The organism is Kordiimonas gwangyangensis DSM 19435 = JCM 12864 (assembly GCF_000375545.1).
GTDB lineage: Bacteria > Pseudomonadota > Alphaproteobacteria > Sphingomonadales > Kordiimonadaceae > Kordiimonas > Kordiimonas gwangyangensis.
Window position 1 is genome coordinate 424,434 of the sequence record NZ_AQXF01000005.1, and the last position, 13,663, is coordinate 438,096.

Below are 13,663 nucleotides of genomic sequence, written 5' to 3' on the forward strand. Positions count from 1 at the left end.
GCCTAGAACCCGAGCGGCAGGTGTATCTCGCCAGCCCAGGCATTCCCGTTCCGCCGCAGTCCAGCAAAATTAAGCGCCATTTGCAAGTCGTCACGACCAGCAAGCGCTGCTTTTGGGATCAGCGTTACCTCAGCAACCAATGTACCCGGCGTCATGCCCTTGGCGTTTAGTGTGAGCGAGAGCTGCTCGTTTTCGCCCGCAAGCGCCATGGTTGGTTGACCATATAAACAAGCGCCATCGCCCACGAGCACAAGCTCGCCCGCGCCAAGCTGGCTTAGTGCACTACTGAATGCGTCGGTGCGCAGGGTGAAACTACCGCCCATACAGCCCTGCGGCCCGAGCACCAGCTCAGATGCCGTGAGCGAAAGACTGCCACGCAGCGGCCAGCCATCAGCGCCCGCTGCAACAGGCGTAACTAGCTTAAGGTTGGTGAAGCTGTATATGTCGGCGTCAGTTTCGCGGACCACAGCGCTGCCAGAAATGCCTTGGCCACGCACCTGAACATCGCCCGAGAGGGAGCCCGTAAAAAGTGCCCCGAGAGACGGCTCAACCGTTACATTGCCAAGCGGCATGCCTCGGTAGGTGGCGCCGGAAAGCTCGGCATGAAACAAGGTGCCCTGCACGTCACTGTAGCTGAGGCGCGTATCAAGGCCGAGCCATGAAACCGCGAGCCTTGCTGGCATGAGCACAACAAACAACAGCACGAATGCCGCGGCAAAGACCAGCGCCAGATGGTTACGGCTTAACATCAGCTTGCCTCACTGAACTGGATTTGCGCCCTGAGTTGCTGGCCATTGCCCGCTTTCTGCAAGGAGACCTTCACTGGCGTGATCTGCCGCTCGCTTGCGAGGGCAGTGAGCCAGCCGTAGAGCGCAGGCGAGGTCACATCATCCGCCCAGATGGTGAGCGTACCGTCCTCGCCCGGCTGGATACGGCTAATGGAAACCCCCGCCGTGCGCGCCGCCACTGCCACCACGACACGGAGCGGTTCATCACCAGCTTTCGCCTTGGCATCGCGGCCTTCCGCGTAAAGTGCGCGCATCTCAGCCGCTGACGTTGCCACACTTTCATAAAGCACAACGGCTGCCGCATGATCCCGCGCAGCACTTTCACGCGCGGCTTCCAGCGGACGGATGATGCCAAGCCATAGGGCAACCACAGCCAACAGCGCCGCCATGACGCCCAGCATCAGACGTTCACGCGCGGTCAGGTTGTTCCAGTAATCCTTCATGACGCGCTCCTCAAAACCAGGTCCGTCACCACGCGGGCCCCTTCCTGACGGCTGCCGCCTTCACTGACATCAATACCTGCGGCGGTGAGCTTTTTCTTGAACGCCTCACCTTCCGCGAAGGACGCAAAGGAGAGGGTCACCGCCAGTTCGCCGCGCGCGTTATCGAAGCGCAGGCCGTCCATCAGGGTACCGTCCGACAGGCTGGTTTCCTTGAACAGGATGCCCGAAAGCTTGAGGAATTCACCGCCGCTTTGCTGCCTGAGCTTCATCACTTCCTGCCGGGCCTGCGCGCGCATGTTGGCGATGCGTTTGACATCTGGGAAGCTGGACCGGAACAGCGCTTCTGTCTCGGCATAGACCGCTTCGGTGCTGTCCGCGAGCTTACTGGTTTCCATCAACGTTGCGGCAATCCAGACAGCAAAAGCGGCCAGGAGGATCAGCCCGGCGCGGCGGAACCACAGCACGAACGCCATCACATCAGCGCGGGCAGCAAAGCGGCCTTGGCAAAGATTGAAGTCTGCGGTCACGGCACGGGCCAGAAGACTGTTCCAGTTGAGGTCCACACCCTCAGCGCTGCCCTCTGGCAGCATGGCTTCCGCGAGCGCACGCTCGGCGGTGAAGCCCGTGCCCTCCGGCTGGCGGACGCGCACAAAACCATCGAGCCCGATAGCAGCAGCGGTCGCTTCGCCCATGTCCACCAACATGAAGTCAGGCACAATGCGCGAGGGCTCAAGGCCATGGGCCCGAAGCGTAGTGAAAACGCTGTCCATCAATGATTGTTTCGTTACCGCAACAAAACTCTCATCCCCTACAGGCCAGATGGCGAAGTGGTGATCAGCGCTTGGTGTCGCGAGGCGATCTTCCATCATGCCGGGCACGATGCGGGCCAGCTTGGCCGCTGGCAGCTTGGGCAGGCTTTCGCGCCAGACGGTGACGCCGGTGCCTGTCAGCACCGCGATCACTTCGCTCGCCTCCACACTGCCGATGCTATCAAGCGGCACAGCTTCAAGCCAGTCGCCTGCCTTCGACACACGGCCGGCGGCGGTGATGCCTGTCCCGAATTCATCAAGGCTTATAACAAGATAGTCGCTCAATAGATCACCCCAAACTTGCGGGCAATGACATGGGCCTTGCCGTCATCGCCAACAGCGAGGGTGGAGGAAAGCTCCACCGTCGCATCATGATATTCAACAGAAATGCGGGCATCAAACGCTTGCGGTTTGACCGAAATGCGGGACCGGACGGATTGGTCAAGCGTCATGCCTTCAAATGCCCGGTGGCGCCAGAAGGCCGCATTGTCGGCATAGCCCGCGGCCGGACGCTCCGCCAAAACCCGTTGGGCCGCCTGCGGGTCAAGCCCCTTGCCAACGAGTGCGACAAGGAGCGGGGCGTCAAAAACCCTTAGGGTATTGGCATTTAGCTTGACCGGGTCAGTATTGGGCCGGACACAGAGATGTGGTTCAAGCGCGGCACGGACCGCAGGCGTGAAACCACGAACAAGGCGAAGCTCGCTCAAGTCTGCCACCAAGGTATTGGCCGCCCGGTAGGCGGGAGAAAGGTTAGCGTAATCATAGTCTTCCGCGCCCGACGGCAGCGGGCGGCTATCACTATCGAGCCAGTCAGCGAGGCTGCCGGCGAGTTTTTCGCCCTCAAATTCCGAGAAGCCGACAGCCATTGTCAGACGTACGAAGCGCTGCATGGCTGCCGGGTCTGCGATGAAGAAATTGTTCTGCTTTACCACCAAGCTATTGATATTAAAGCAGTTTGTCGCATCCATCAGTGTGCCATCGAGTGTGCCACCATCAAGCGGGTAGGAAACCGCCTGCCCGGGGCCACCCACCAGCGCCACCAGCTTGGCGTTGGCGCGGTAAAGCTCCTCCGCCGCCGCAAGCGCCATGGCTTCACCGCCAAGCGCGTAAAGCCTTGCTTGTTCATGGGTTTTTACCGCCGTCGCACGTTTGATCGAGAAGCCGAGCCGGTCGAACGCGACCGCGGCACCCACGCTCATGAGCGCGACAAGCATCAGGATAGTGATGAGCGCCGCGCCGCGATCGTGCGAAAATGTGTGCAAGGAGTGTGCGAAAACTGTGCGGGATTTGTGCAACGCTTTTTTCATGCGCTTGCCCCCACTTGCATGGTCAGCCGAAGCGTGCCACGGCCCATGATATCACACTCAAGCTCCATGAGCGAGGGCATGCTGCCGCGCTCCCCCGCCTTGCCCTGCCAGTCGACCGACCAGACGGCATCGTTCCTGAACCGCACACGGACAGCCTCGACATTGGCCAAGAGCACCTGCTCCGTCACCGGGGTTTCGGGTGTGGCGTCCGGCCGGGCGAAAGCCCGGCGCACAAGCTTGCCGTCGGTGAAGACATATTCGACCCGCTGGACGGCTGGCGCATCATCGCTGACAAGCGCCGCCAGATGACCGCCGCGCACGAGCCGAAGGAAAGGTTCTGCCCTCCCCTCACCACCGGTCGATAACCGAGGCGCAGGCATGCCACCCATGAACACCGGCAAGCTGCCACCGTCCACGTCCCGCATGGGGCGCTCAACCGCCTGGCTAAGGTCAGCCCGCAGCATGCTTTTGGTGGTTTGAATATCGGCGATGAAGTCATCAGCGCTCGCCATCGCGCGTTCGCCAGAGTTGAAGCTGATAAGAATGGCAACCCCCGCCGCCGAGACAAAGGCGAAAATCAGCATCGCCACCATCACTTCCACAAGGGAGAAACCTGCGTCTTGCCTGAGCGTCTTCATTCGACCCTCCGGAACGCAGTGAGCTTGGCAAGCGGGGTATCACCACCTTCAGCGGTGACCGTCACGTCAAGCGACATCAGCTCGGACCCCGGCACCACGCGCACCACTTCGGCCCAGCGGAACGAAACCCCAAACTGGTCCTCAGTGCCCGAGCGGCTGCCAATGGCCGGGCTTTCTTCCTGCGCGGAGAGCAGCGCCAAACGGTTCTCAGCCACAATCGCGGCCAGTGCCTGTTCCTGCACCCGGCCTGTCATGCGCGCGGCAGAGGCCTGATGGTCCAAGAGCGTGACGGCCGCGAGCGACAGCACCGCCATCGCCACCAGCAGTTCAAGGAGCGAGAAGCCGCCATCGGACTTGAGCTTTTGCTTAAAGTCAGCTTGCATGGGCCACCACCTCGATAGCGCCGGTGCCACTGCCCTGCACGCTGCCGCGTTCGCCTTCCACCTCAAGCGAGAGTTTGAAGCTCGCCGCTTCGCCTGTCGGCAGGAACCACACATGGGGGCGCAGGACTTCGCCGCGCTTCAGCTCGAGGCTGACCGCCGCACCGTCCAGCTCCACGCCCACAAGGCTTGCGCCGTCCCATGTGCGCGCGCGGCCCACAAGCGTGCTGTCCGCGACCCACACGCCTCCCTTCAGCACCAGCGGCGTGTAGCCGCTATCGTCAAAGCGCAGGCCCACCGCACGACCTGTGGTCACCGCCGTGCGGCCCAGCGCCGTCATATAGCTGCGGGTGCCCGATAGCGCACGCTCAAGCCGGTCGTCTTTCGAAGGCATCGCCAGCACAACGGCACTCGCCATCAAGCCCATGATGGCCATCACCACCATGATCTCAACAAGCGAAAAACCTTTGTCTGACGAGAGCGCGCGCATGGCTGTGCCTTATGCCCTATTCGCTTTTCCAGTTGCCTATGTCGGCGTTCATGCCTTCGCCGCCCAGACGGCCATCGGCCCCGAAGGAATAGATGTCATAAGCGCCATGTTCACCGGGGATGAGATACTGATAATCATTGCCCCATGGGTCTTTCGGCAGGCTTTTGATGTAACCTTCCGAACGGAATTTGGCGCCCTTTGGCGGGTTCACCAGCACCTCAACGCCTTCTTCAAGTGTGGGATATTTGAGCGTATCCATGCGGTACATCTCAACCGCCTGGTCAAGCAGGCTCACATCCGTGCGGGCTTTTTCAATCATCGCGCGGTCCTGGCTTGGCAGCACGTTGATAACCACAACGGTGGTGAGAAGCCCGATGATGACGATCACCACCATGAGCTCAATAAGCGAGAAACCTTCATCGCGGCGGCTTACGCGCGCGAGGGCTTTCAGCAGGTTTGCAAAACGTTTCATGTTCATTCTCCGTTACCCGAGCACGAGGCTGTTGAGCTTGAGGATTGGCAGCATGATCGACAGCACAATCGCCCCCACAATCCCGCCCATCATAATCACGATCAGTGGCTCCAACAGGCTGAGCGCCGTTTTGGTGAAGCCGTCAAATTCGGCGTCCAGATAGTCTGCAACGCGGTAAAGCATGTGCGCGAGCTGGCCGCTTTTCTCCCCCGCCGCCACCATATAGCCAAGCATGGGCGGAAACTCGCCCGCTTGCCTGAGCGCGGCTGAGGTGCCCATGCCTTCGCGGATCTGGTCAATCGCGCGGTCAAGGGCTGCACGCATACGGTCGTTCCGGACTGTCTCTCTCGCGGCCATCAGGCCTTCAAGCACCGGGCTGCCGCCCGAGACAAGCGTGCCGAGCGCACGGGCAAATCGCGCCGCGTTCACCGCGCGGATAAGCCGGCCAATGACCGGCACACGCAACAGGGCTGTATGCACCTGCATACGGAACGCCGGCTGGCGCATGGCCGAGATGAAAGCGAAGATAGCAGCCGCAAGGCCAAGGAAAAGCCACAGGCCGAAACCCACAAGAAAGTCAGACACGCCAACCACAATTTGTGTCAGCACAGGCAGGTCAGAGCCGAAGTTTTCAAACTGGCTGACCACCTTGGGCACAACAAAGATCATCAGCGCGGTCACCACCGCCACGGCCACAACAGCGAGCACAATGGGGTAAATGAGCGCGGACTGGACCTTGTTTTTGGTCTCCTGCGATTTTTCGCGGTGTTCAGCCACGTTTGATAGCACACGCGCGAGGTCCCCCGATGCTTCCCCCGCCGCGACCATGGCGCGGTAGAGGGGGTCAAAGCTTTTTGGTTCCTGCTCCATCGCCTGTGAGAGCCTGAGGCCTTCCATCACGCTTGAGCGCACACGGGTCAGCACGCGGCGCGGACCCGGCTTTTCGGCTTGGGCCGCAATAGCGCCCAAGGCTTCCTCAACCGTGGCAGCTGCGCCCAGCATGGTCGCAAGCTGGCGGGTGATGAGCGCGAGGTCTTTGGTGGAGATAACATCATCCCGCTTGAACAGGCTGACCTTGCGGCCACCACGTTTCTGCGAGGCGGGCGACAGCGAGGTGGCAAACAGCGCGTTCGCTTTCAGCCGTTCGCGTGCGTCACGTTCGCTCTCCGCCGTGATGACGCCGGAGCGGGCGCGGCCCTTGCCGTCAAGCGCTTCATATTCAAACGCCAGCATCCGCCGCTCCCTGCACTTTCGAGACGCGCAGCACTTCTTCAACCGTGGTCATGCCGCGTGCGACAAGGTCACAGCCGCTATCGGACAGCGTTTTGGCGTGTTTGAAGGCGTGGGCTTCCATGTCCTGCTCTGCCGCACCTTCCTGCACCATGCGGCGCAGCTTGTCGTCAATCTTCACAAGCTCATAGATGCCGATACGCCCCTTGTAGCCCTTGCCGCCACAGTCGGGGCAGCCGACGGGTTCAAAGAAAGTGGCGTCCGCGTCTTTCTTGAGGCCAAGCTGCTTGCGAATAAGCTTCTCGTCATGCGCCGGCTTCTTGCAGCTTGGGCACAGCCGCCGCACCAGCCGCTGTGCGAGGATCGCCTTGACGGTGGACGACAGGAGGAAAGGTTCAACACCCATGTCACGCAGCCGCGTGATCGCCGCCACGGCACTGTTGGTGTGCACGGTTGAGAGCACGAGGTGACCGGTAAGCGACGCCTGAATGGCCATCTCCGCCGTTTCCATATCGCGGATTTCACCGACCATCACCACGTCCGGGTCCTGCCGCAAGATCGCGCGCAGGCCGTTCGCGAAGGTCATGCCGACTTTCGCATTCACCTGTGTCTGGCTGATGCCTTCCAGCGCATATTCAATCGGGTCCTCGACCGTCATGATATTGCGCGACTGGTCATTCAGGAGCGACAGGCCCGCATAGAGCGTGGTGGTCTTGCCCGAGCCCGTGGGGCCGGTCACAAGGATGATACCGTTGGGTTCCGCGAGCGCGTCCAGAATGCCGTCATGCACCCCGCGCTCCATGCCGAGGTCTTCAAGCCCCAGATGCGCCTGTGATGTATCGAGGAGCCTGAGCACCACACGTTCCCCGTGCCGGGACGGCAGTGTAGACACCCGCACATCAAAGGTACGGTCACCGAGGGTGAGCGACAGGCGGCCATCCTGCGGGATGCGTTTTTCTGCGATATCCAGCCGCGCCATCACCTTGATGCGGGAGACGATATAGGGCGCGAGGCGCGCCGACAGGCTGGCAACTTCAGCCAGCACACCGTCAACGCGCAACCGCACGGACAGTTTGTTTTCAAACGGCTCAAGGTGCACGTCCGACGCTTTGGTTTTCACCGCTTCCGCCATCATGCCGTTAATCAGGCGAATAACCGGTGCGTCATCATCGTTCGCCAAGAGGTCAGCCGCCTTCGGCATGCCCTCAAGCGCGCTGTCGAGGCTTTCAACCGGTACGTCCGTGTCCATATGCGCGCCGATGCCGTCAGCGGCATAGAGGTTCGACAGATGCGCGTCAAAATCCTTGGCCGACGCGCGTTCGACCGTCAGCGGCAGGCCAATGGCGCGGCGCACTTCGCGCAGCATCATGGCGTCCGCACCGTCGCGTATCATCACGGTGGCGTCGTCTACGCCAGATGCCACCAGCGCGAAGCCATATTCGCGGGCGAAGCTGTATTTGAGGATTGGGTCCAGGCGCTCACTCATCGCGTTATTCCGGGCTGTTCTCAAGGATGCGCACTTCGCCTTCCGGCACCTCGGCGCGGCCCATGACGTCGCGCACCAGTTCATCAATCGGCATCTGCGATTTCACGCCGGCCTGCTTCGCGCGGATATAGTCATACTTGCGGGAGGTGACCGCGCTCATGTCCTCACTGCCGCGCAGGATGGTCGGACGCAGGAAGATCATCAGGTTTGTTTTCTGTGTACTTTTGCTGTCCGAGCGGAACGCATGGCCAAGGATCGGGATATCGCCGAGGAACGGCACTTTCTCAACGGACGTGCTTTCATTCTGCTGAATGAGGCCACCCAGCACGACAATCTCACCGTCTTTCACACGCACGGTTGTCTGGATCTCACGTTTGTTGGTGATGAGGTCGGTCGAATCCTTGTTGATCGGCCCGGCGATCGAGGAGATCTCCTGCCGGATGGCGAGGCGGATTTCGTCACCCTCATTCACCTGCGGGGTTACTTCAAGCTGGATACCCACGTTTTTGCGGTCAACGGTGCGGAACGGGTTCGAGTTGGCGCTGCCAAGTGTCTCGCCCGTCGTGATCGGGATTTCCTGACCCGACAGGAAGCTCGCTGGTTCATTGTCCATCGTCACGATTGAGGGCGTGGAGAGGATGTTGCTGCCCGTATCGCTCGCCAGCGCATTGAGGATCACGCCAAACACACCGCCGCCCTTGGTGCGGCCACCAACGCCGAGGCCAAAGCCGTTGAAGCCGAGCAGGCTATCAACCGCCGCGGCGCGCAGAAGATCCGACGTGGACGAACTGCCACTGTCGTCGTCACCAGAGCCACTGTCATCATCCACCACCAGCGCGCCGGTCACCGCAAGCACGTTGGGCGCGGTGTTGGAATAGTTGGCCACGGTGAAGGGGATGCCGTCCTTGTCGCCGCCCGCGAGCACATATTGAACGCCGAGGTCCTTGGCTGCGCCTTCCGACACTTCAACAACAATGGCTTCCACAAGCACCTGCGCACGCGGTACATCGAGCATGCGGATGATGGAGCTGATTTTCTGCTGCATCTCAGGCGCTGCGTTGACGATGATGGCGTTGGCGCCGGCGTAGGAGGAGACCGTCACTTCATTGGCCGCGGTCTGTACCGCGCCGTCCGTTTTCCGGATCGACTGGGTGATGGTCTCCAGCATCGGCAGAAGTGTGTCCGCGCTGGCGTGCTTGAGGTAAATCACGCGCAGGTCCCCGCGTGAGGCGTTGTTCTTATCAAGGTCCTGGATGACCGGCAGGAACATGTCGATCACCTCCGCCTGGCCCTTGAGGATGATGGTGTTGCTGCTTTCAAGCGGGATGACCGAAAGCGTTGCGTAGGCGTTGTCCTCAAAGCCCGGCTGCGAGGAGAGGCTGAGCGCGATGTCCGCCATTTCGCCCGCTGAGGTATTCTCAAGCGCGATGGTGCGGATGACGGATTTGTCCACATCCATGCTGGCGATCAGCTTCTCAATGCGGGAGAGATTATCGGCATAGTCGGTCACGATGAGGTGCGGCATGCCGCGCCGCGCGAAGGTGCGGCCGTTTTTGAACACAAACGGCTTGGCAGCCGCCTGCACGGCCAAGGGATCGGCGAACTTGAGCGTGAACACACGGGTGATGAGCTGGTCACCACGGCGGTCCTCATCAATCGGGCCTGCTTCCTGTGCGGCTTCTTCGTCCGGCACGATCTTGAGGGCGCCTGAGGATGTGGTCACCACGGTGAAGCCGTTCACGCGCAGGGCCGAAAGGAAGGTCTGGAACACACCGTCTTTCGAGACTTCAGCGCTTGAGACCACATTCACCTTGCCGCGCACACGCGGGTCAATGATGAAGGTGCGGCCCGTGAGCGCGGCGATATCGTCGATAAAGACCCGGATGTCCGCATCGCGGTAATTGAGCACATGCTCCTGCGCGAAGGCGGGCACACTAAAGCCCAGCGCGGCGATCAGGACGGTCTTTTTCAGGATGTTTTTCAGCATGGCGTTTTCAATCTCAGGAAGCGTTACCGAAGGTCTATGGAATGGGTGACGGGCGCGCCGTTGCGCTCGATCTCAAGCGTCAGGCTGCTGGCATTTGCAAACTCGTCGGGCAATTCTTTCAGCCGTTCGAAGGAGGTGAGCGGGCTACCGTTCACACCGGTCAGGATATCGCCGCGCTCAAGCCCGAAGGTGCTGAGCATGGCTGTGTCAGCGCCCTCGCCCGCGCGGAAGCCCATGAGGCGGCCATCACGGCGCACAGGTTCAAGCTTCAGCTTGGCGAGGGAATTCAGGAGGTCGGCACCACTGGTCGCGGCCACTTTACGCGGCGCGGACTGGGGGGCGGCCACTGAAGTGGTGGTAGCGCGGCTGCCCTTGGGCTTGAGGTAAATAGCCTCGCGCACGCCAGCACGGCTGATCTCGATCCGGTCGGCATAGACACCCGCGAGTGTGATGCCGGCGGAGATATCCTCCCCCACGCGCACGAGCTTCTGCCCGGCCTCACCGGAATTGGAGATGATGGCCGTACCCTTGCCGTTACCGTCGACGCGCATACCGTAAAGCTCAAGCTTGAGCGAGCTTTCAGGCGCGGCGCTGTCGGTTACCGCAGTTGGGCCGCTGACGGCACGGAAGAAAGGATCAAAGGATGTCAGGACGGAAAGGTCTGCACTCTCACGCGCGCCCACAGCGGAGACCTGCGTGACAGGCGCAAGCTTCGCTTCGGGCTCCATCAGGTCGTGGGTCAGCTTGACCGCCGCGCATGCGAGCGCGAGCGTGGCCGCAACTTCGCACAATAATACACCAAAGCGGACCGAACGGGGGCCCGCCATCTGGACGGCCTGCCGTCCATTCTGGGTCTGTGTGCCGCGACTTTTACCTGCGGCGAAGAAAGAGCGAAGTCTGTTTTCCATATTTTCCGTTACTCAAGGCCTAACGCCGGAGCGTTAGGCCGTGCCCCTTGGGGCTCATCTAGAATTTATACTTGAAGCCGAGCGATACCGTACGGCCGAGGTCATACTGTTCCGTCGCCACACCAAACTGGGTGTAGAGGATTTCGTCACCGAGCAGGTTTTCAGCTTCGAGTTTCATCTCAAGCACGCTGCTGCCGATTTCGAATTCCTTGCTGTAAGCGAAGTTCAGCATGAGCGGCGGATTCTCAAACTCGTCCGGCGTACCGAACACACCGAGGAGCGACAGACGCTTGCCGGTATAGTTCAGCACGAGAGCGAGGTTCTCACCACGGTCATAGTCGCGCCAGCCGATCTGGACGTTACCGAGCCACTCGGATTGCCCCTGGAAGGAACGCACCGGGTTGGTGACGATACCAAGGTCCGCTTCCGCCGTGATGGTTTCACCATCGATGTAGGAACCGTTTGCCTTGATGAACATCTCGCGGCTACCGAGCCAGTCCCAGCCGAACCAGTCCTGCAGGAACAGGATCTTCTCGACCTCAACTTCGATACCCTTGAGTTCAGCCGATTCCGCATTCACATAGGTGATGAGGCGGCCTTCGCCAAAGGCTTGCGCACTTTGCTCGATCGGGTTGGTGAACTTCTTGTAGAAGGCACCGACCGTCAGGCTTTCACCAGCGGCGAAATACCACTCGAAGCGAGCGTCGTAGTTTTCGATCTCGGCGATACGCAGGTTCGGGTTACCGCGAACGGTCAGGCCACGCTCGTCATCGATGAAGGGTGCCGTCGAAAGCTCGCGCATGTCCGGGCGGGCAATGGTCTGGCTGTATGCAAGGCGAACCTGCATGTTATCGATGATCTCATAGGTGAAGGTTGCGGCCGGAAGCCAGTATTCACCCTTTTGCGTGACCGTGATCGGCTCGTCGGTCGTCCGTTCAACAGTATCGACGATCTGGTCACTGTCCTCGTAGCGCACACCAAGCGCAAGGCGCATCTTCGGCGACAGTTCGATATCCGCACCGAGGTAGCCCTGAATGTTTTCAAAGCTGGCGGTGTAGAAGTCGGACGCATCGAAGATTTCCGTCAGGCGGATGCCGTTCGGGTCGATGTTCGCAGTACCGAAGATGATTTCCGGCGCAAGGGCACGCAGCTCGGTCGAAGCACCGGACGGGAAAGCGAAGTTGTAGCGTACGAGACCGAAGCTACGTTCTTTTTCCGCGTAGGTGAAACCACCAATCAGGTCAACCGGCGTTTCAGCGATATACATGGCTTGCTCAAGGTCGAAACCGAACTCTTTGGTTTCTTCATCCAGCGCGTTGTAGGAGGTGGTGTTACCGTCCGTCCGAGCGAGGATGAGGTGAGCATCCAGGTTTTCGTTGTATTCATAAACCGTGTTGCGGCGCAGCGGCACGTCACGGTCAGAGCGCGAAATGTTCGCACGCCATTTGAACACGGTGTCCTGGAAGGTGTCGCTGTTGCCGAAGAGCATGAAGTTATGCTCACCGCTCAGTTGGTTCGCCCACACCTGGCTTTCGATCCAGTCGATCGTCGACTTGGTACGGAGCGAATCTTCCTGCGCGAACAGGCCCTTCTCGATGAGGGAGCGCTTCGTGCTTTGACGCAGGACCGTGGAGGTCAGGTTGATCGAATGGTCGTTGTTGAACTCGTACCCGAGCGAGACAATACCATTCAGTGACACATCCATGTTGGTCTGGCGCACGCCACAGTCATCACCGCCCGCGCCCTCAAAGTCTTCATTGAAGCAAACTTCAGGTGCGAAGTTGGAGCGGATAACCGGACCAGCGTCAGACGTGGTCACCGTGCGGCGCACACCGTTGCGGTGACGGGTATTCACGTCATACGTCACAGCGGTGAAGAAACCGAAGGCGCTTTCGTCGCCCACATCGTAACGGTTACCCCATACGAAATCGATGCCTGCGCCCGGCAGGTTCGTCTCGCGGTCGATGGACCAGATGTTCGGCAGCGCTTCACCTGCGGCTTCACGCTCTTCTTCCGTCAGGCTTTCGAGCGTTACGTCTTTCAGGATCTCATCCGGAATGTTACGGCGCGAACCACCGAAACCGAAAATCTCGGAACCCGTGCCGTCATAGCTCAGGCCATCCTTGAAAGTGGCTTCGGAGTTGTATTTGCCTTCGATACCGATCTCGAGAACGAAGTCATCCGGTACAGCCTTGGTGCGAAGGTCGATCACACCACCACCGAACTCGCCCGGATACTGCGGCGAATAGGTTTTCTGTACGAGCACGCTTTCGATCAGCGAGGTCGGGAAGATATCAAGCGGCACCACTTTGCGGAGCGGCTCCGGGCTTGGGATGCCCGAGTTATTGAGAAGCGTGGAGGAGTAACGCTCACCAAGGCCACGTACATAAACGTATTTGCCGCCAACGAGCGAAAGACCCGGCACACGCTGCAGCGCAACGGCGACATCACTGTCACCCGCCAGCGAGAAGGCATCTGCGTCAATGACGTTTGCAATCTCGGAAGTAGCCCGCTTTTCGTCCGGGATATAACGGCCCTGAACGGTGATTTCCTCAACACCACTGTCTTGATTATCACTCTCCTGCGCGATTGCACCGGACGCCAGGAGCGCAGGTGCCGCAATCAGGAAAGTCGAGGCCATCAGAGAGCCTTTAAGACGATCGTGGAACAATTTCATTTTTCACATCCAGCTTATGGGATTTTCATAAACGGGAGCCGCAGCGAG

The 13,663-nt window shown here is 60.2% G+C and carries 13 protein-coding genes; all 13 read right to left on the reverse strand.

What is annotated here, in order from left to right; all coding sequences use genetic code 11:
* Positions 1 to 2 precede the first annotated feature (2 nt).
* The 13 genes from gspN to B150_RS0116015 are packed head-to-tail and all read right to left on the reverse strand — an operon-like array spanning position 3 to position 13,615.
* Positions 3 to 749: a type II secretion system protein N gene (gene gspN / locus B150_RS0115955; protein WP_020400949.1), complete on the reverse strand. Its 747-nt coding sequence runs from the start codon at positions 747 to 749 to the stop codon at positions 3 to 5.
* On the reverse strand, positions 749 to 1,231 hold the full coding sequence (gene gspM, locus B150_RS22640) for a type II secretion system protein GspM (RefSeq protein WP_020400950.1): 483 nt from the start codon (positions 1,229 to 1,231) through the stop codon (positions 749 to 751). Before gspM ends, gspN begins: the two co-directional genes overlap by 1 nt.
* Complete coding sequence (gene gspL / locus B150_RS0115965; protein WP_020400951.1) at positions 1,228 to 2,325, reverse strand: type II secretion system protein GspL; 1,098 nt, start codon at positions 2,323 to 2,325, stop codon at positions 1,228 to 1,230. The genes gspM and gspL overlap by 4 nt, the downstream gene beginning before the upstream one ends.
* Positions 2,322 to 3,347, reverse strand: coding sequence for a type II secretion system minor pseudopilin GspK (gene gspK, locus B150_RS21515; RefSeq protein ID WP_020400952.1), 1,026 nt, complete (start codon positions 3,345 to 3,347; stop codon positions 2,322 to 2,324). The genes gspL and gspK overlap by 4 nt, the downstream gene beginning before the upstream one ends.
* Positions 3,344 to 3,985: a type II secretion system minor pseudopilin GspJ gene (gene gspJ / locus B150_RS22645; RefSeq protein ID WP_020400953.1), complete on the reverse strand. Its 642-nt coding sequence runs from the start codon at positions 3,983 to 3,985 to the stop codon at positions 3,344 to 3,346. Before gspJ ends, gspK begins: the two co-directional genes overlap by 4 nt.
* On the reverse strand, positions 3,982 to 4,368 hold the full coding sequence (gene gspI / locus B150_RS22650; RefSeq protein WP_020400954.1) for a type II secretion system minor pseudopilin GspI: 387 nt from the start codon (positions 4,366 to 4,368) through the stop codon (positions 3,982 to 3,984). The genes gspJ and gspI overlap by 4 nt, the downstream gene beginning before the upstream one ends.
* A complete protein-coding gene (locus B150_RS21530) occupies positions 4,358 to 4,855 on the reverse strand; it encodes a prepilin-type N-terminal cleavage/methylation domain-containing protein (protein ID WP_020400955.1) in 498 nt (165 codons plus the stop codon). The genes gspI and B150_RS21530 overlap by 11 nt, the downstream gene beginning before the upstream one ends.
* A 16-nt stretch (positions 4,856 to 4,871) precedes the next feature.
* Positions 4,872 to 5,327: a type II secretion system major pseudopilin GspG gene (gspG, locus tag B150_RS0115990; RefSeq protein WP_020400956.1), complete on the reverse strand. Its 456-nt coding sequence runs from the start codon at positions 5,325 to 5,327 to the stop codon at positions 4,872 to 4,874.
* Between the two features lie 12 nt (positions 5,328 to 5,339).
* Entirely contained in the window at positions 5,340 to 6,560 is a 1,221-nt protein-coding gene (gene gspF / locus B150_RS0115995; protein ID WP_020400957.1) for a type II secretion system inner membrane protein GspF, read from the reverse strand.
* A complete protein-coding gene (gspE, locus tag B150_RS0116000; RefSeq protein ID WP_020400958.1) occupies positions 6,547 to 8,043 on the reverse strand; it encodes a type II secretion system ATPase GspE in 1,497 nt (498 codons plus the stop codon). The genes gspF and gspE overlap by 14 nt, the downstream gene beginning before the upstream one ends.
* 4 nt (positions 8,044 to 8,047) lie before the next feature.
* Complete coding sequence (gspD, locus tag B150_RS0116005; protein WP_020400959.1) at positions 8,048 to 10,030, reverse strand: type II secretion system secretin GspD; 1,983 nt, start codon at positions 10,028 to 10,030, stop codon at positions 8,048 to 8,050.
* Between the two features lie 23 nt (positions 10,031 to 10,053).
* Positions 10,054 to 10,938 (reverse strand): type II secretion system protein N, encoded by an 885-nt coding sequence (locus B150_RS0116010; RefSeq protein ID WP_020400960.1) that lies wholly within the window; start codon positions 10,936 to 10,938, stop codon positions 10,054 to 10,056.
* A gap of 58 nt (positions 10,939 to 10,996) precedes the next feature.
* Complete coding sequence (locus B150_RS0116015) at positions 10,997 to 13,615, reverse strand: TonB-dependent receptor domain-containing protein (RefSeq protein ID WP_081611502.1); 2,619 nt, start codon at positions 13,613 to 13,615, stop codon at positions 10,997 to 10,999.
* Positions 13,616 to 13,663: the final 48 nt, after the last annotated feature.

Excerpts from the sequence above, each read along its gene's own strand:
- B150_RS0116015 (WP_081611502.1), bottom strand. The coding sequence starts at position 13,615 with ATGAAATTGTTCCACGATCGTCTTAAAGGCTCTCTGATGGCCTCGACT.
- gspI (WP_020400954.1), bottom strand. The coding sequence starts at position 4,368 with ATGCAAGCTGACTTTAAGCAAAAGCTCAAGTCCGATGGCGGCTTCTCG.
- B150_RS0116010 (WP_020400960.1), bottom strand. The coding sequence starts at position 10,938 with ATGGAAAACAGACTTCGCTCTTTCTTCGCCGCAGGTAAAAGTCGCGGC.
- B150_RS21530 (WP_020400955.1), bottom strand. The coding sequence starts at position 4,855 with ATGCGCGCGCTCTCGTCAGACAAAGGTTTTTCGCTTGTTGAGATCATG.
- gspJ (WP_020400953.1), bottom strand. The coding sequence starts at position 3,985 with ATGAAGACGCTCAGGCAAGACGCAGGTTTCTCCCTTGTGGAAGTGATG.
- gspM (WP_020400950.1), bottom strand. The coding sequence starts at position 1,231 with ATGAAGGATTACTGGAACAACCTGACCGCGCGTGAACGTCTGATGCTG.
- gspF (WP_020400957.1), bottom strand. The coding sequence starts at position 6,560 with ATGCTGGCGTTTGAATATGAAGCGCTTGACGGCAAGGGCCGCGCCCGC.
- gspE (WP_020400958.1), bottom strand. The coding sequence starts at position 8,043 with ATGAGTGAGCGCCTGGACCCAATCCTCAAATACAGCTTCGCCCGCGAA.
- gspG (WP_020400956.1), bottom strand. The coding sequence starts at position 5,327 with ATGAAACGTTTTGCAAACCTGCTGAAAGCCCTCGCGCGCGTAAGCCGC.
- gspK (WP_020400952.1), bottom strand. The coding sequence starts at position 3,347 with ATGAAAAAAGCGTTGCACAAATCCCGCACAGTTTTCGCACACTCCTTG.
- gspN (WP_020400949.1), bottom strand. The coding sequence starts at position 749 with ATGTTAAGCCGTAACCATCTGGCGCTGGTCTTTGCCGCGGCATTCGTG.
- gspD (WP_020400959.1), bottom strand. The coding sequence starts at position 10,030 with ATGCTGAAAAACATCCTGAAAAAGACCGTCCTGATCGCCGCGCTGGGC.